Origin of the sequence: Sulfitobacter guttiformis (assembly GCF_003610455.1) — a bacterium.
GTDB classification, from domain to species: Bacteria; Pseudomonadota; Alphaproteobacteria; order Rhodobacterales; family Rhodobacteraceae; genus Sulfitobacter; species Sulfitobacter guttiformis.
The window spans coordinates 655,811-672,734 of the sequence record NZ_RAQK01000001.1 but is presented as its reverse complement, the minus strand read 5'-3'; the positions used below and the strand labels follow the sequence as shown (position 1 = coordinate 672,734).

19 protein-coding genes are annotated in these 16,924 nt (G+C 57.8%); 14 read left to right on the top strand and 5 right to left on the bottom strand.

The annotated features are described in order from the left end of the window. Positions 1 to 74 precede the first annotated feature (74 nt). A complete protein-coding gene (locus C8N30_RS03170; RefSeq protein WP_025063048.1) occupies positions 75 to 530 on the top strand; it encodes a methylated-DNA--[protein]-cysteine S-methyltransferase in 456 nt (151 codons plus the stop codon). 6 nt (positions 531 to 536) lie between these two features. Here the strand turns inward: C8N30_RS03170 and C8N30_RS03165 are convergent, their stop codons facing one another. From C8N30_RS03165 to fsa, 4 genes are all read right to left on the bottom strand, one after another. Beyond that, positions 537 to 1,235 carry a CDP-alcohol phosphatidyltransferase family protein gene (locus C8N30_RS03165; protein WP_025063047.1) on the bottom strand — a complete coding sequence of 233 codons (699 nt, stop codon included), beginning with the start codon at positions 1,233 to 1,235 and terminating at the stop codon, positions 537 to 539. A gap of 45 nt (positions 1,236 to 1,280) precedes the next feature. Further along, on the bottom strand, positions 1,281 to 2,219 hold the full coding sequence (locus C8N30_RS03160) for a tyrosine recombinase XerC (protein WP_025063046.1): 939 nt from the start codon (positions 2,217 to 2,219) through the stop codon (positions 1,281 to 1,283). Beyond that, positions 2,216 to 2,923, bottom strand: a complete 708-nt coding sequence (locus C8N30_RS03155; protein ID WP_025063045.1) for a DUF484 family protein — start codon at positions 2,921 to 2,923, stop codon at positions 2,216 to 2,218. Before C8N30_RS03155 ends, C8N30_RS03160 begins: the two co-directional genes overlap by 4 nt. A 140-nt stretch (positions 2,924 to 3,063) precedes the next feature. Then, positions 3,064 to 3,717, bottom strand: a complete 654-nt coding sequence (gene fsa / locus C8N30_RS03150) for a fructose-6-phosphate aldolase (protein WP_025063044.1) — start codon at positions 3,715 to 3,717, stop codon at positions 3,064 to 3,066. Between the two features lie 140 nt (positions 3,718 to 3,857). Here fsa and C8N30_RS03145 point away from each other — a divergent pair, with 140 nt between their 5' ends. From C8N30_RS03145 to C8N30_RS03130, 4 genes are all read left to right on the top strand, one after another. Next, on the top strand, positions 3,858 to 6,041 hold the full coding sequence (locus C8N30_RS03145; RefSeq protein WP_037967961.1) for a primosomal protein N': 2,184 nt from the start codon (positions 3,858 to 3,860) through the stop codon (positions 6,039 to 6,041). Between the two features lie 175 nt (positions 6,042 to 6,216). Next, positions 6,217 to 7,449: an MFS transporter gene (locus tag C8N30_RS03140; RefSeq protein WP_025063042.1), complete on the top strand. Its 1,233-nt coding sequence runs from the start codon at positions 6,217 to 6,219 to the stop codon at positions 7,447 to 7,449. A 205-nt stretch (positions 7,450 to 7,654) separates the two neighbouring features. Then, complete coding sequence (locus tag C8N30_RS03135) at positions 7,655 to 8,527, top strand: 50S ribosomal protein L11 methyltransferase (RefSeq protein ID WP_025063041.1); 873 nt, start codon at positions 7,655 to 7,657, stop codon at positions 8,525 to 8,527. A 111-nt stretch (positions 8,528 to 8,638) separates the two neighbouring features. Then, positions 8,639 to 8,986: a hypothetical protein gene (locus C8N30_RS03130; protein ID WP_025063040.1), complete on the top strand. Its 348-nt coding sequence runs from the start codon at positions 8,639 to 8,641 to the stop codon at positions 8,984 to 8,986. 148 nt (positions 8,987 to 9,134) lie between these two features. Here C8N30_RS03130 and C8N30_RS03125 read toward each other — a convergent pair whose 3' ends face one another. Beyond that, positions 9,135 to 9,353 carry a DUF1127 domain-containing protein gene (locus C8N30_RS03125; RefSeq protein ID WP_025063039.1) on the bottom strand — a complete coding sequence of 73 codons (219 nt, stop codon included), beginning with the start codon at positions 9,351 to 9,353 and terminating at the stop codon, positions 9,135 to 9,137. A gap of 345 nt (positions 9,354 to 9,698) precedes the next feature. Here C8N30_RS03125 and ruvC point away from each other — a divergent pair, with 345 nt between their 5' ends. From ruvC to tolB, 9 genes are all read left to right on the top strand, one after another. After that, positions 9,699 to 10,205 (top strand): crossover junction endodeoxyribonuclease RuvC, encoded by a 507-nt coding sequence (gene ruvC, locus C8N30_RS03120; RefSeq protein WP_025063038.1) that lies wholly within the window; start codon positions 9,699 to 9,701, stop codon positions 10,203 to 10,205. Beyond that, entirely contained in the window at positions 10,202 to 10,864 is a 663-nt protein-coding gene (gene ruvA, locus C8N30_RS03115; RefSeq protein WP_025063037.1) for a Holliday junction branch migration protein RuvA, read from the top strand. The genes ruvC and ruvA overlap by 4 nt, the downstream gene beginning before the upstream one ends. A 72-nt stretch (positions 10,865 to 10,936) precedes the next feature. After that, positions 10,937 to 11,956 carry a Holliday junction branch migration DNA helicase RuvB gene (gene ruvB / locus C8N30_RS03110; RefSeq protein WP_025063036.1) on the top strand — a complete coding sequence of 340 codons (1,020 nt, stop codon included), beginning with the start codon at positions 10,937 to 10,939 and terminating at the stop codon, positions 11,954 to 11,956. A 31-nt stretch (positions 11,957 to 11,987) separates the two neighbouring features. Continuing rightward, positions 11,988 to 12,623 (top strand): hypothetical protein, encoded by a 636-nt coding sequence (locus C8N30_RS03105; RefSeq protein WP_025063035.1) that lies wholly within the window; start codon positions 11,988 to 11,990, stop codon positions 12,621 to 12,623. After that, on the top strand, positions 12,620 to 13,024 hold the full coding sequence (ybgC, locus tag C8N30_RS03100) for a tol-pal system-associated acyl-CoA thioesterase (RefSeq protein ID WP_025063034.1): 405 nt from the start codon (positions 12,620 to 12,622) through the stop codon (positions 13,022 to 13,024). Before C8N30_RS03105 ends, ybgC begins: the two co-directional genes overlap by 4 nt. Positions 13,025 to 13,133: 109 nt before the next feature. After that, positions 13,134 to 13,832 carry a protein TolQ gene (tolQ, locus tag C8N30_RS03095; RefSeq protein ID WP_025063033.1) on the top strand — a complete coding sequence of 233 codons (699 nt, stop codon included), beginning with the start codon at positions 13,134 to 13,136 and terminating at the stop codon, positions 13,830 to 13,832. A gap of 3 nt (positions 13,833 to 13,835) precedes the next feature. Further along, the gene (gene tolR, locus C8N30_RS03090) at positions 13,836 to 14,309 is read left to right on the top strand and encodes a protein TolR (RefSeq protein ID WP_025063032.1); all 474 of its coding nucleotides are present in this window, start codon (positions 13,836 to 13,838) and stop codon (positions 14,307 to 14,309) included. Positions 14,310 to 14,352: 43 nt separating this feature from the next. Next, entirely contained in the window at positions 14,353 to 15,423 is a 1,071-nt protein-coding gene (locus tag C8N30_RS03085; protein ID WP_232222830.1) for an energy transducer TonB, read from the top strand. Between the two features lie 121 nt (positions 15,424 to 15,544). After that, entirely contained in the window at positions 15,545 to 16,867 is a 1,323-nt protein-coding gene (gene tolB / locus C8N30_RS03080) for a Tol-Pal system beta propeller repeat protein TolB (RefSeq protein WP_051567206.1), read from the top strand. The last annotated feature ends 57 nt before the right edge of the window (positions 16,868 to 16,924 follow it).

Here is a 16,924-nt window from a genome sequence, read left to right as displayed (position 1 = left end):
GCTTTGTCCGCCCCTCGTTTCTGTTCCGCATCATCCGGATTGAGTGTGCAAGACTTAGCGCCCATTATAACAGCATGAAAACATGCACCATCCCCAGCACATTCGGTGATCTGATCCTTGTCGAGGAGGACAGCTATATTACTGCACTCAGGTGGGGGCGTAATGCTGACAATGACATGACTGATCTGCTGGAGGAGGGGCGCCGCCAATTACTGGCCTATGCAGCAGGGGCGCTGCAAAAATTTGATCTGCCGCTCCGGATTGCTGGCACGGATTTCCAGCGGGCTGTTTGTGCGGCGATGTCCGAAATCCCCTTTGGCGAAACCTGCACTTATGGTGACATTGGCAAACGCCTCGGCGTTCCTGCGCAGGCGGTGGGGCAGGCCTGCGGCGGTAATCCTGTTCCGATCATTATACCGTGCCATCGCGTGATGGGGGCAAAAGGGCTGACGGGTTTCTCTGGGGCAGGCGGCGTCGAGACAAAGGTCGCGCTGCTGCGTCATGAGGGTGCTGGTGGTTTCCTGATCTAGCCTTCGCTAGAGGTTGCGGCCATCATAGAGAATTTGCTGCGCAATGCCCGCGAACAGCAGATAGATTGAAGTCACAACCAACCCCCACGCCGCCCAGCTTTCGGGGTGAAAATTAACCAACGCGGCCCAACCTGCAAAAAAGGTCCATGCAAGCGCCATTGGCAAGGTCACGTTGCGCCAACGGTCCGTGCGCACGGGATGTACAAATTTCAGCGGTACAAACATTGTGATTGCAAGGAATGTCACCAGCACAAGGCTGATGTACCACGGAATGTTGAGGGCAAAGATCACCAGCACCAGCATGTTCCAGCAACCGGGAAAGCCGGAGAACGAATTATCTTTGGTCTTCATACGTGTATCTGCAAAATACATGGCACTTGCGAAGGTTACGATGATCAGCATCAGCCATCCGCTCCACCCGTCCATGCGGCCCGATTGAAACAGGGCAAAAGCGGGGATGAACACATAGGTGAGATAGTCGATGATGAGATCCAGCAGTACGCCATCAAACTCAGGCGCGTTCGTTTTCACATCATATCTACGCGCCAATGGTCCGTCGATGCCATCAACAAAAAACGCCACAACCAGCCACAGAAACATCAGATCATACTCGGATCTGACTGCGGCCAGCATCGCGAGCATGGCGAATACGGCACCGGTCCCGGTGAGCAAATGAACGGCGAGGGCTTTTTGTCTGAGTGTCATAGGCTTGTCTCGCAAATCACGGACTTGGGTGCAAATAAAAAACGGTCACGCACGCGGGTGCGCGCGGTTGTAGACTTCCATCAGGCGCAGGGTGTCTACGGCGGTATAGGCCTGCGTCGTCGAGAGCGATGCATGGCCAAGCAATTCCTGAATGGCACGTAAATCGCCGCCTGCGTCCAGAAGGTGGGTTGCGAAACTGTGGCGCATGGCATGGGGGGTCGCACTGGCGGGCAGTCCGAGCTGCATCCGCGCAGATGCCATCACCTTCTGAATTGCACCCGGAGATAGCGCACCGCCACGTACGCCACGAAACAGCGGGCCGTTAGACTGCGCCGCGAAAGGGCAGGCACCCAGATAGGCTTCAACAGCATCGCGTGCAGCGGGCAGAACGGGCACGACACGCTCCTTGCCGCCCTTGCCGGTGATGCGCAAAACCTGTGGAAGCGGAGCATCAGCCCCCGTCAGGCCAAGGGCCTCCGATATTCGAAGGCCACAGCCCCACAAAAGGGTAAGGACAGCAACATCGCGCAGCGCCACCCAAGGCTGTCGTGCCTGCATCTCGACGCAGTCGATCAGCTCGCGGGCGGCATCAACGGCAAGGGGTCGGGGCAGCTTTTTAGTGAACTTGGGCGAGCGTGTCGACAGAACAGCGGTTGGCTCAAATCCTTCACGCTCGGCCAGCCAGCGGTAGAACGCTTTAACGGCGGAGAGTTTGCGCGCGAGGCTGCGCGGTCCTACATCTTCTGATCGCGTGCGCGCCATCCATGCCCGCATATCGCTCACTGTTATCTTAGCAAGTGCGCCGAGCCCTTCGGTGCCGCCGTGATGCACGCTCATAAATGCCAAAAACTCGGTCACATCCCCGCGATAGGCAGTCACGGTGTTTTCGGCGGCACCTTTCAGGGCGCGCTGTTGATCAAGCCATGTTTGAAGGGCGTCCCGCGCTGCGGGAGATATGGCAAGTGTATCGTGCGGCGTGCTCAAGACAGCCAGCGGCGCATCGACCGCTCGAACACACCGGTGAAGAAGCCTAGTAAATCGGTGCCTTGCTGCGGTCCGAACATATGCGGGTCTTCTGCCCCCATGACCAACATTCCGGGAAGGCGCCCCGCGCCGAAATCAAGTTTGAGACAAGCCTCGGAGCGGATCCATTCGGCGTTGGGACCATAGATCTGTTCTGACGCATTCTGGACGGAGCGCAATGTCACCTGACGCACCGTGCCACCGCGCTCTTGCGTCAGGAAACGGTCGATAAAGCCGGGCTCTGCCACGCTCAGGACATCGCCGAGGCGCTGCACTGCAGGGTCATTGTCATTTTGCACGGATTCCAAAACCAGTTTGACAGTATCCACCCGCAAAATCTCGGCGACTTCACCGCCCAGATTGCGCAGGAAGGCTTCAAATTCGTGCGGGTCAAGCATCCGCAGTATGGCGCGGTGGATCTGGTTGGTCCCTGCGAGGTTTTCATAGGCGGCGGCGATCACGCTGCGGTGGGTGTCTTCAAGGCGGTCCAGCCGCGTCTCCAGCCGCTCCATCGCGATTCCGCGCAGATCGACGATATTGCCGCCCATCGCCTTTTCATTAGCCGCAATCAGCGCCTGCATGACATCACTGTCATCCAAAATCACGTCCGGCTGTGAAATAATCGTCTCGCGGACTGCATCTTCTATTCTTGGGCTGCTACTCATGCTGCTCTCATCCTGTTTGCCACTCTCAATAGCATGGCAGAATTTATTTTTCTGCTCTTTTTAAGGTTAATACGCTGAAACGTAGTAAATTTGCCAAGGGGCGGGGAGAAGCATATCAACCCCCCCCCGCTATCTTCTGCCTAGAGGATTTTTTGACCCGTTTTTGCCCAATCCTTCATAAACTGTTCCAGCCCTTTGTCGGTGAGGGGATGGGTGGCCAGTTTGCGGATCACTTCCGGTGGTGCTGTCATCACATCGGCACCTACCAGCGCACATTCACGCACATGGCCCACCGTGCGGATCGAGGCCGCGAGGATTTGCGTTTCGAACCCGTAATTATCATAGATTGTGCGAATGTCTTCGATCAGGTCCATACCGTCGAGGTCGATGTCGTCCAGACGCCCGATAAACGGCGAGATGAACGTGGCCCCTGCTTTTGCTGCCAGCAATGCCTGATTGGCGGAGAAGCACAGGGTTACATTGACCATCTTGCCTTCGTCCGACAGCACTTTGCACGCTTTCAGGCCGTCCCATGTCAGGGGCAGTTTTACGGCGATATTCTCGGCAATCTCGGCCAGTTTGCGTCCTTCGGCGATCATTGCATCGGCTTCCATGGCGACCACTTCGGCAGAAACGGGGCCGGAAACGATGCTACAGATTTCTTTTGTGACTTCTATAATGTCGCGTCCCGATTTCAGGATCAGCGAGGGGTTGGTTGTGACCCCGTCGACCATACCCAGATCGTTCAGTTCTGCGATGTCTTTAATTTCGGCGGTATCTACAAAAAACTTCATGTCTGTATCCTATCTGCCGGGCCACGCGGTCGGCAATTCTGCGGTGGTGGTTATCTGGCCTTTGCTTTAGCGCATGATCTGCGATGGTGATAGCCCTCAACCCACCCAAAGCTGCAAGGAAACTCCGTTTGTCCGAACAAATGTTCTTTGAGGCCGGCACGCTGGTATCAGTGCTGACAACACAACCGCTTGATCGCGCGCTGGATTACCGCGCCCCCGAGGGTGGGTGTTTTCGGGGCGCTTATGTCGAGGTTCCGTTGGGCCCCCGCAAGGTCATCGGGGTGGTCTGGGGTGCCGGAAAGGGTGATTATGACTACAGCAAAGTACGCGCCATCATCCGCGTGCTCGACGCGGTGCCCATGCGAGAAGAAATGTTTTCATTCCTTGAGAAATCCGCCGCCTACACGCTGACGCCGCTCAGTGCGATGCTGCGCCTGACGACCCGTGCGCCAGGCCTTGGTGATCCGCCGTCGATGCAAAAGATCTACCGGCGCGGCGAGGGAGAGCCTGACCGTGTGACTGCGGCCCGAACCAAGGTATTGGAGACGCTGGCGGAATACGGTGATCTGGCATTCACCCTGCGGGAGTTGGGTGAGATGGCGGCGGTAACCTCGTCTGTGATCAAGGGCTTGGTCAAGCAAGGGGTCGTGCGCGAGGAAGAAAGCCCGCGCTACATGCCGTTTGTGCGGCTTGACCCCGAATTACCGAGTAAGGCGCTCACGGAGGATCAGGCGGCAGCCGCTGCAGTTCTGGCCGTCGGAGTTACCTCTGGCGACTATGGCACGACCTTGCTGCGCGGAGTGACGGGATCGGGCAAAACAGAAGTTTACCTCGAGGCGGTTGCAGCGGCGCTGCGTGCGGGGCGTCAAGCGCTGGTGCTCCTGCCTGAGATCGCGTTGACGGCAGAGTTTTATACCCGCGTCGAGGCACGCTTCGGGGCAAAGCCTGCTGAATGGCACTCGGGTGCGACCATGACCGAGCGGCGGCGCATCTGGCGTATGGTGGGCGAGGGGAATGCGCAATTGGTAATCGGCGCGCGCTCCGCCTTGTTCCTGCCGTTCCAGAATCTAGGGCTGATCGTCGTCGACGAAGAGCATGATACCTCCTACAAGCAAGAAGAAGGCGTTTTGTATAACGCCCGCGATATGGCGGTGCTGCGGGCGTCAATTTGCGGAGCGCACGTCGTGCTGGCCTCGGCCACGCCCAGCCTCGAGAGTTGGGCAAATGCGCAGGCGGGCAAATACACCAAGCTCGAGCTTACTTCACGCTTTGGCCCTGCGGTAATGCCCACGATGGGGACCATCGACATGCGATCCGAGGGCCTTCCATCGGATCGCTGGGTTTCGCCCTCTCTCAAAAAAGAGGTCGATGCGCGGCTGGAGCGGGGCGAGCAGGCGATGCTGTTTATCAATCGCCGTGGCTATGCCCCCGTTACGCTGTGCCGTGCGTGCGGGCACCAGATCGGTTGCGATGACTGTGACGCGCGCATGGTCGAGCACCGGTTTCTCAAGCGGCTGATTTGCCATCAATGCGGCGAGAGCAAGCCGATGCCCACGGCTTGTCCCAGCTGTGAGGCCGAAGATAAAATGGCGCCCATCGGTCCGGGTGTGGAGCGGTTGGGCGAGGAGGCGCATGCGCTTTGGCCCGACGCACGGATTGCCACACTCAGTTCGGATATGTACGGCTCCGCGCGCGCCCTCAAAGAAGAGATCGCGGGAATTGCCCAAGGGTCAGCAGATATTATTATCGGCACGCAACTGGTTGCGAAGGGGCACAACTTTCCCAAGCTAACGCTGGTGGGGGTCATTGATGCGGATCTGGGTCTTACGGGTAGTGATCTGCGTGCAGCAGAGCGGACATTCCAGTTAATGCGGCAAGTTGCGGGACGTGCGGGGCGCGCAGAGGCACCGGGTACAGCGCTTTTGCAAACCTATCAGCCTGATCATCCGGTGATCCGCTCTATTCTCGCGGGTGACGAGGAGGGATTCTGGAAGGCAGAGGCCAAAGAGCGGGAGCAGGCGGGTATGCCGCCTTACGGCCGTTTGGCGGGAATCATCCTGAGCGGGCCGGATGTGGCAGCTGTGTTTGATGCAGGCAACCAGCTGGCGCGTAACGACAAAGCCTTGCGGGATGTTGGTGCACAGGTTTACGGGCCTGCGCCTGCGCCAATTGCACGGGTGCGGGGGCGGCACCGCGTACGGCTGTTGGTCAAGGCCAGCAAGAATGTGGCGTTGCAGCGCGCTTTGAGTATCTGGATCAGTCAGATCAAGCTAAAGGGGGATCTGAGGCTCGCCGTCGATATCGATCCTCAAAGTTTCTATTGATAGCTGCGCGCAATGCGCAGTCAGGATCGTAAGCTTGCTGTGAAAAAGGTGAGCGGGCATGACCTGCACGCCATCGGGCACCAAAATCACGGTTGCGCCGAATGATGTCCGCGACCGAAGTGCGTGTGCGCAAATTACCGTAGCCTTTGGCATGGTGCGGGCGTATGGATTTTTTATGATTGAATTTCTTACCTTGGATGATGGTCGCAACCAGCCTCTGTGGAGGCGGCCTATCGCGTTGCTTTTTGTGATGGCGCTGGCAATGCCGATCGCATTTTTCACATGGTACGCGCTTTTGAACAATTTTGTGAAGGAAGTGGCCGATTTTGACGGGGCCGATATCGGGCTTTTGCATACAATCCGCGAGATACCCGGATTTCTGTCGTTTTTGGTGATTTTTGTCATCATCATCGTGCGCGAGCAGGTTCTTGGGCTTGTCTCGCTCATTTTACTGGGGGCAGCGACGGCAATCACGGCGTGGTATCCACAACTCACGGGTATTATGATACTGACGTTCCTGAGTTCTGTCGGATTTCACTATTACGAGACGGTGAATCAGTCGCTGCAGTTGCAATGGCTACCCAAGGACAAAGCGCCACAAATTTTGGGATGGCTCATGGCGACCGGCTCGGCGGCTACCTTTTGTGTGTATTTCGTGATTATGGTTTTATGGGAGCCCTTGGGCCTTACTTATAATAGTGTGTTCATGATCGGCGGCGGCATCACCATGGCAGTGGCAGTGTTTGCGCTGCTTGCCTACCCGCAATACGAGAGCCCGCATCCGCAGATCAAAAAGCTGGTTCTGCGCCGCCGCTACTGGCTTTATTATGCATTGCAATTCATGTCCGGTGCACGGCGGCAGATATTCATGGTTTTTGCCGGTTTCATGATGGTTGAAAAATTCGGCTTCGCGGTGCACGAGGTTGCAGGGCTATATCTGGTCAATCTTGTGATCAATATGGTGATCGCACCCATGCTGGGCAGAATCGTGGGTCGGTTCGGCGAGAGAAACGCACTGATGTTCGAGTATACGGGGCTGGTGTGCGTCTTCCTGTCTTATGGGGCGGTTTACTGGTTTGATCTGGGGTTCGAGGTCGCGGCCGTCCTTTACGTGCTGGATCACATGTTTTTCGGTCTGTCGCTTGCGCTCAAGACCTATTTCCAGAAGATCGGCGCGCCGGGAGATATGGCGCCTACAGCGGCGGTCGCGTTTACGATCAATCATATTGCAGCTGTGTTTTTGCCGGTAACCTTGGGGCTTCTATGGCTTGCGTCGCCTGCGGCAGTGTTTTTGCTGGCTGCGGGAATGGCTGCGGTTTCATTCGGGCTGGCCACGATGATCCCGCGCCATCCCGAGGCCGGAAACGAGACAGTCTTTGTGGCGCGCCGGCTCAGGGCAGCGGAGTAAGTGGCACACTGCGCGCCGGTTTGCATTCTCTGACGGCGTGTCGCGTGTTAGACGCCTGTGCATGGGGGGGGGGGCTCGTTTGTCTGGCTGCTTTGCCCGATTGGGGTCAACCTTTCCAAAGGGGCAAGCGGCGGCTGGCGCGGCAGCGCTTGACCCCGCAGCGCCCGCACCGTACCGGAAAACAGACTGACACAGGAGCCGATAGATGCCGACATTCACCGCACTCACGACACTCACGGGGCGCGCGCCTGCCTATGCCTTGGGCGAGGCGATGGAGGACCTAACGCCGGAGCCTACAGGTGTTGGTGTTTTTGAAATGGAAGACGGATCGGGCCTGTGGGAGGTCGGGGGCTATTTCGAGGAGGCGCCGGACATGACCGCGTTGGCCGTTCTGGCAGCGGCATTCGGCGCGAAGAGTTTTAACGTCTCGGAACTGCCGGAAACCGATTGGGTCGCCCATGTGCGGCGTGAGTTGGCCCCTGTCGAGGCAGGACGGTTTTTTGTCTATGGGTCGCATGATGCCGATAAAGTCCCAGATGATTGTCAGCCCCTGTTGATCGAGGCTGCGATGGCGTTTGGGACCGGGCACCACGGGACAACCTTGGGATGCCTCAAGGCGCTGGACCGTCTGGCGCTGGACGGGTTTGTGGGCCAGCGCGTTGTCGATATCGGATGTGGAACAGCAGTGCTGGCGATGGGTGCTGCGCGGATCTGGGCGGATCCTGTGCTGGCGTCTGATATTGACGAAGTTGCGGTGGATGTCGCGCGGGCAAATGTGGTGGCAAACGGTCTGGAGGGTCGGGTCGACTGTGTCGAAGCGGCAGGATTCGATCATCCAGCACTGGCAGCGGCTGCGCCCTTCGATCTGGTGTTCGCCAATATTCTCAAAGGACCGCTGATCGCACTCGCGCCTGATATGGCGGGGGTAATGCAGAAGGGCGCTTATGCGATTCTGTCCGGTATTTTGAACGAGCAGGCGGATGAGGTGATTGGCGTTTATGCACAGTCTGGCATCAATCTTCATCATCGAGAGAGTATTGGTGACTGGACGACGATAACACTCCGGAAAATGACCTAAGTTAAACCCCATTTGAGGCCAATGCGCCTTATTTGCCCAACTTTTGCCACAATCATTGGCTAAAAATTTATTCAACAACGGTGGGGGCTGTTGCTGAGAGAGACCACTGCTATGGTTTACACGAAACAAGATTTTAACAGCCGCGTTAATAGTCACGCAAAGAAATCTGCGCGCCGCGGTAAAAATGCCTTTGTAACCCGCATCGATAATAACGGTGTGGTGGTGGTGAAGGCAAAGCGGCGCGGTCGGCATTTTCCGCTCAAGGGCGCGCTCCTTATGGTTCTCGGTTTTTTCTGTTTCAAAGCGCTGATGTTGTCGGCCAACGGACCTGAATCCTACAGCGAACGTCTGGCACTTCTCGAAAATGGAACTGTCGTTGAGGCGATGGGCGCGCGTGTTCTGGGGATCGACCCTGTGACACAGTTCCTTGCAGATCAGATCGGGCCATTGTTCCGCTGATATCATTACCTTCATGGCAGGCCCTCCGGGGGGAGGGGCGGTCATGAAGGGCATTTGCGCAAATTTGTTCCGCGCAAATATTAAGGCCGCGTAGGGAAACCCTGACGCGGCCTTTTATGTCTTTTGGTTGATGCGCCTCGAAAGGCGATCAGCGGATCATGTTGCTGTTTGCAATGCTGTCAATCTCGCCACGTACAAGACCGATATCGGCCAGTTCGCGGTCTGTCAGATTAGACAGTGCATTTCTGGTAACGCGTGCGTCGTTCCATGCCTGAACCTGCATGGCCAGATCGGCAACAAAAGCGCAGGTGCGTGATGCAAATGATGCAACGCCATAGGTGGTGCGGGTAGTGTCAAAAGCAGCCATTGGAGCCGTCCTTTTCTGAAGGGTTATGTTGATTTCTTCAACGATATGCTGATCAATTAGGCACAATGAGAAGATCCTGCAAGGCGTCGCCAGCGCACTGCTGATATGCGTTTTCTGCATGGCAGAAATTATAGCTAACAGTTGGTTAATTATGGCAAAAATAGGGCAGAAATCTTGGCGCTTTGGGCGGGATGTCGCCTGTTTATGCTGCGTTGCAGCGTCGGGTGGCTTGGTTGCGACCTGATGTGGGTCAATGGCGACCTTGGTGCGATAAGTGTTAGGCAATGTTCTGCTTTCGTGCTACTGCACCCAAAAAGCAACAAACTTGAGGGTATCGGGCATATGATACGGGTAATCGGCATTGATCCGGGCTTGCGAAATATGGGTTGGGGCGTGATTGACGTCGATGGCAGCAGGCTCAGCCATGTGGCAAACGGGATTTGCCACTCAGCCACGGGTGTGCCGCTGGCCGAGCGTTTGCTCAGCCTGCATGCGCAACTCACGCGGGTTTTTTCGACCTACCGGCCACATACTGCCGCAGTAGAACATACATTTGTTAACAAAGACGGTGTTGCGACCCTCAAGCTGGGGCAGGCGCGAGGGATTGCCTTGCTGGTGCCTGCGCAGATGGGGCTAGAAGTGGGCGAATACGCCCCGAACAATGTGAAAAAGACCGTTGTTGGTGTGGGTCACGCTGATAAGGGGCAGGTGGCGCACATGGTGCGGATGCAATTGCCCGGTGTTCAGTTCGAAGGACCGGATGCGGCTGATGCGCTGGCAATTGCGATTACCCATGCCCACCATGGTGGGGCGTCAAAATACGCCGCTGCTGTCGCGAGGGCAAGCGCATGATCGGCAAGCTGACGGGGCGCGTTGATTACCGCGCTGTGGATCATGTGCTGTTGGATGTGCGCGGCGTCGGGTACCTTGTGTTTTGCTCCGAGCGGACGCTTTCGTCATTGCCGCCGGTGGGGGAGATGGCGGCCGTTTTCACCGATATGCTGGTGCAGGAGACCAACTTGCAGCTTTTTGGGTTCACCACGCTTGCAGAAAAGGAATGGCACAAGTTGCTGATCTCGGTGCAGGGGGTAGGTGCAAAAGCATCGCTTGCTATTCTGGGTGCGCTCGGTCCTGACGGTGTGGGGCGGGCGATTGCGTTGGGCGATTGGAACGCGGTCAAGGCTGCCAAAGGGGTCGGCCCGAAGCTGGCACAGCGGGTTGTGATGGATCTCAAGGACAAAGCCCCCGCTATGATGGCAATGGGCGGCACCGTGGCGCAAGCACTGGGTGATGCGGAGGCCGAAGTGATCGAGGCGCCGACCCCGCGTAAAAAAGCAGTCGTGGCGCCAAATGCCTCTGCCCAGTCCGAAGCTCTGTCGGCGTTGTCCAATCTGGGCTATTCGCCGGGTGATGCTGCGGGGGCTGTCGCGCGCGCCGCAGGAGAGATGCCAGATGCGGAAACAACGGTGTTGATCCGTGCGGCGTTGAAACTTCTGGCGCCAAAAGAGTAATGTACGCTCATCGCTCCGCTGGAGTGTTTGGATTCCGCTCCCCGTCGGGGGCTCTTCGCTTGGGGGCGTGGCATGATTGACAGTGACCCGATTGTACGGCCCGAGGGTATGCCGGAAGATTTCGACCGCGCCTTGCGTCCGCAAATGCTTGATGAATTTGTGGGACAAGCGGAAGCGCGGTCAAACCTAAAAGTATTCATACAGTCGGCCAAACAGCGCGAAGAGGCCATGGACCATACATTGTTTCACGGTCCGCCGGGATTGGGCAAGACAACGCTGGCGCAGATTATGGCGCGGGAGCTTGGGGTCGGGTTTCGCATGACGTCAGGTCCTGTGCTCGCCAAGGCGGGTGATCTGGCGGCGATTCTCACCAATTTGGAAGCGCGGGACGTTTTGTTTATCGACGAGATACACAGGCTTAATCCTGCGGTGGAGGAGGTGCTGTATCCGGCGCTAGAAGATTTCGAGCTGGATCTTGTTATCGGTGAAGGGCCTGCGGCGCGGACGGTTCGTATCGAATTGCAGCCCTTTACGCTGGTGGGGGCAACAACGCGGATGGGGCTGCTCACGACCCCGCTGAGGGATCGGTTCGGAATCCCCACGCGTTTGGAGTTCTATACGGAGGACGAATTGTTCATAATCGTGGACCGCAATGCGCGCAAGCTGGGCGCGCCTGCGGACGAGGGCGGCGCGCGGGAGATCGCGAAACGCGCGCGCGGCACGCCGCGGATTGCGGGAAGGTTGCTGCGCCGTGTTGTAGATTTTGCTGTGGTCGAGGGGGACGGGCGTGTAACCCGTGCGCTGGCGGATATGGCGCTGACGCGGCTGGGGGTGGATCATCTGGGGCTGGATGGAGCTGACCGGCGGTATCTCCGGCTGATCGCCGAGAACTATCAGGGCGGTCCTGTCGGGATCGAGACGCTTTCTGCGGCGCTGTCTGAATCCCGTGATGCCCTCGAAGAGGTGATTGAACCGTTTTTGTTGCAACAGGGATTAATCCAGCGGACCCCGCGAGGGCGGATGCTGGCGCAGAAAGCTTGGGTGCATCTGGGGATGGAGCCGCCTAAACGGGACGTGGACCTGTTTGGATAGAAGTGAAGTGAGTTTAGAGGCGAAAATGAAAATGGAACCAGCGGATATCGAGGCACTGTTCACGCGGGCCGACGAAAGTTTCATGTTTGCGCGCTGGGGGCGGCCGATAGCGCCTGTGGTGTTTGGTGTGGAAGAGGCCACATTGCAGGTGGTGAAAGGCGCACTTGAGGCGGTGACGGCACTGGCCGGACACAAGATGGCCGAGACTGATATGGAGCTTGGCTCCAACCTTATGGTTTTCTTCTTTTCCGACTGGGCAGAGCTGCTTGATGTGCCGGGGATGGACCGGCTTGTTCCGGATCTGGGGCCGCTGGTGCAAAAACTTGTAGGCGTAGAAGCCAACCAATACCGGTTTTTCCGTTTTGACGAGCATGGCGCGATCAAAGCGTGTTTTGTATTTTTGTGCATGGATCAACATCTGAGTGCGGTGCCTGCGGAGACACTGGCGCTGAGCCAGATCGTGCAATCCTATTTGTTATGGTCCGATACTGCGTTCAAGGAACGGTCCCCCCTCGCGGTGGCAGGGGATAAGACGATACTAAGGCCTGATATAGCGGGGTTGATCCGTGCGGCATATGATCCGGTTTTGCCTGTGGCCGCTATGGACAGCAGTCATGCCCTGCGTCTGTATGCGCGGATGCAAAAAGGGGCGGGGGACTTGCAATGATGCCGAGCGATCCAACGACCCACCTCAAGGAAATCCGTGTCTATTACGAAGACACCGACATGGCCGGAATTGTATATTATGCCAATTACCTGCGCTATATCGAGCGCGCGCGGAGCGATTGGGTCCGCGAAGTCGGTATTGACCAACTGGCCATGAAAGCGGCGGGGGTGGTGTTTGCTGTGCGCCGCGTCGAGGCAGAGTACATCAGCCCCGCGCGGTTTGATGATGTGCTGGAAGTGCGTACCACGCTTGAGAGCCTGAGTGCGGCGAAGATGGTCATGGCGCAGCAGGTATGGCGGGGGGGAACTCTAATTTTTACCGCTAATGTTTTAATTGTGTGTATCGGTTCGGGTGGAAAACCCGTGCGCTTGCCAGCGGAATGTCGCCTGCTGCAAAGGTGATTTGGCACTGATGCGCTTGGCCCTCGCTTTTTGCCTTGTGCTGGGCTAGAATTTCGCCAAATGGAGCCTGAGAACAGGCCCGTCCGAGGCAGTAGAGTAGAGCAAACACATGCAGACAGCATTTATAGCGGCCGCCGCAGTAGGCGAGAGCATTACCGTGTGGGGCATGTTTGCCCAAGCGACGATCACAGTAAAGCTGGTGATGATCTCGCTGGTCATGGCGAGCTTTTGGACGTGGTCAATTATCGTACAGAAGATTATCCAGTTTCGCGCGGTCAGGCGCGATCTGGAGGAGTTTGACCGAGCGTTCTGGTCGGGCGAGCCGCTGGATACACTCTATGACCAGATCGGCCCTGAGCCTGTTGGCGCCTCCCAGAAGATATTTGTCGCAGGCATGACCGAATGGCGACGCTCGCACCGCGATGATGGCGGCCTGATCCCGGGTGCGACGGCGCGGATCGACCGCGCAATGAATGTGGCAATCTCCAAAGAGGCACTCACTTTGCAAAAGGGTTTGCAGGTATTGGCGACAACCGGATCCACGACCCCTTTTATTGGTCTTTTCGGGACGGTTTTCGGGATCATGAACGCATTTATCGAGATTGCAGAGCAACAAAACACAAGTCTGGCAGTGGTTGCACCTGGTATTGCTGAGGCGCTGCTTGCCACCGGGCTGGGGCTGGTTGCTGCGATCCCCGCCGTAATTTACTATAATAAGCTAAGTGCCGATAGTGACGCGATCCTCGGTGACTACGATGCCTTTGCGGATGAATTCGCGACAATCCTCAGCCGCCAGCTGGATACTTGATCCATGGCGGGCGGTGTGATTCAGAAAAGTGGTGGCGGGAGCGGGCGCCGTAAGCGGCGCGGCGGCGGGCGTGCTATGTCCGAAATCAACGTCACGCCCTTTGTGGACGTAATGATGGTATTGCTGATTATCTTTATGGTGGCGGCACCGCTGCTGACAGTGGGTGTGCCTGTCGAATTGCCAAAGACTGCGGCACAGGCTCTTCCGGGTGAACAAGAAGAGCCATTGTCGGTCACGATCACGGTTGATGGCACCGTGCAGATTATGACAACCGAAACAGCGCGTGAAGAGCTGATCCCCAAGCTTCGCGCTGTCGCGGCAGAGCGAGAGGGCGATCGTGTGTTCCTTCGCGCAGACGGTGCCGTGCCCTATAGTGCCGTCATGGAAATCATGGGCGCGCTGAATGCAGGTGGCTTTTCCAACATCGGTCTGGTGACTGACATCGGCGGTCCTACGCTGGACGGCACTGGTAACTGAGCCGATGTGGGGCGCACGCAAAACAGGAAATGTGATATCGGGGGTGGGGCATGCAAGCGTCATCACCTTTATTCTGTTTGGCGGTCTGTTTACCTCGCGCCCCGATCCGGTCGAATTTCTTGAGGCAGCCATGGTGTCTGGCGAGGAGTTTCAAGCGCTTGTGGATGCTGCGCGTGAACCTGTTGTCGAGGCCCTTGAAGAAACGCCCGCAGCCCCCGAAGTAACCGAGGAAGCCCCCGAAATCGACGTGGCAACCCCCGAACCTGTAGCACCGCCACCCCCGACCGAAATTGCTGAGCCTGCCGAGGAGCCTGTGGAGGACATCGCACCGGAAATCTCCGAAGCGGCCCCGGAATCTCCCGAGCCACCCGCCGAAGTAAATGTACCCGATGCACCTGTGTCGCCGCGCCCTGTGGTACGTCCTGCCCAGACGGTTGCCCCGACACCTGCACCCGCACCGGAGCCGGAGGCGGTTCAGGAGCCAGAGCCACAGGAAGCAGTAATTCCCGAAGAAACGGGCGAGACTGTCGAGCCGCCGCGCGAGGAGGCGCAAGAGCCCGAAGCGAGCGACCGCATCGTAACAGAGGCGGCACTGCCGCCAGCCAATTCGCCCAATGCCTCTGTGCGCCCGCCAGCACGCCGCCCCTCCGCGCCGCGCCCTGTCGAAACGCCCGCAGCGACCCCTGTTCCCGTACCTGCCCCGACCGAGCAGGCAGCGCAGGTCGATGATGCGGCAGTACAAGCTGCACTTGAGGCGGCACTGAGTTCGGCGACTGCGACCGTTCCCACTGGGCCGCCGATGTCATCCGGCGAAAAGGATGCGTTGCGGATTGCTGTGCAGGCCTGCTGGAACGTGGACCCCGGTGCACGTTGGGCGCAGACCACGGTCACCGTGGCGATGAATATGACGTCTGATGGTAAGGTTATCCCGACATCGCTGCGCATGATCGCAAGCGAAGGGGGCGATTCATCAACAGCAAATGCGGCCTTTGGCGCAGCACGGCGCGCAATCCTGCTCTGCCAAAAAGACGGCTATCCCCTGCCTGCTGAAAAATACGGCCAGTGGCAAGAAATCGAGATGACCTTCAATCCAGAGCGGATGCGGGTCAGATGAGTATGAATGTGAGGCGGGCGGTTTTGCGCTGTGGTGAGGGCAGCTTTACGCTTCCCCTTGAGAAATACGAGCAATGGCGGAATATTGCACTGGTGTTCGACCCTGAAAGGACGAGTTTCTAATGAAGTACTTGAATATCTGTATGGCGCTGGTTTGTGCCCTCGGGATCGCATCTGCGGTGCAGGCCCAGCAAGGACCGCTGCGCATCACCATCGAGGAGGGTATTATCCAGCCGCTCCCCTTTGCAGTGCCGAATTTTCAGGCCGAGACCGGCGAGGCAGGGCAACTGGCCGCTGATCTGGCGCGGGTGGTTGCTGAAGATTTGCAGGGCACTGGTGTGTTCCGCGAAATCCCCAGCTCTGCATTCATTGCGCAATACAGCGATTTTAATGCGCCTGTCTCTTTCCCAGACTGGAAGGCGATCAACGCACAGGCGCTGATCACGGGTGCAGTCTCGGTTTCGGGTAATTCGGTCAATGTGAAATTCAGGGTTTTCGATGTTGTTTCTGGCACCAGCATTGGCGACGGTATGCAGTTTTCGGGCACCACGGACGGCTGGCGCCGCATGGCGCACAAAGTGGCCGATCAGGTCTATAGCCAGATCACTGGCGAAGGCGGTTATTTCGACAGCCGCGTGGTCTATGTCTCCGAGACTGGTCCAAAGGACGACCGCAAAAAGCGTCTTGCGATTATGGATTATGATGGCGCCAATGTCCGCTACCTGACCGATAGTAGTTCGATCGTGCTAGCGCCGCGTTTCTCGCCCTCCGGTGACCGCGTGCTCTACACAAGTTACGAGACAGGCTTTCCACGGATCTATGTCCTCGATATCGGGTCTGTGCAGCAGCGCGTGTTGCAAGGCGGTGAGGGAACGATGAGTTTCGCGCCGCGCTTCTCGCCTTCGGGCAATACGGTTGTCTTCTCGATTTCGCAGGGCGGCAACACCGACATCCATACAATGGACATCAACTCGGGCCAGTCGGTACGTCTGACCAACACGCCCTCGATCGAAACCGCCCCCAGCTACAGCCCTGATGGCAGCCAGATCGTATTCGAGAGCGACCGCTCCGGCTCGCCCCAGTTGTACATCATGTCCGCGGGTGGCGGTGAGGCGCGTCGGATTTCGTTTGGTGATGGCCGCTACGGCACGCCCGTCTGGTCGCCCCGTGGCGATCTGGTGGCCTTTACCAAACAGAACGCAGGTCGTTTCCACATTGGTGTGATGCGAACCGACGGCTCGGAGGAGCGGTTGCTCACTGCATCGTTTCTGGACGAAGGCCCCACATGGGCGCCAAATGGCCGCGTCATCATGTTCACCCGTGAGACGCAGGGTGAGGGCGGCGTGTCCACGCTTTATTCCGTCGATATCACCGGACGTGTCCTGAGACAGGTAAATACCCCTGAAGGCGGCTCCGACCCCAGCTGGTCCCCGCTCCAGCAGTAACCCTTTCCCCTGTCCCTGCCGCTGTGGTAGGGACAGGACAACACGAAACACCCGATA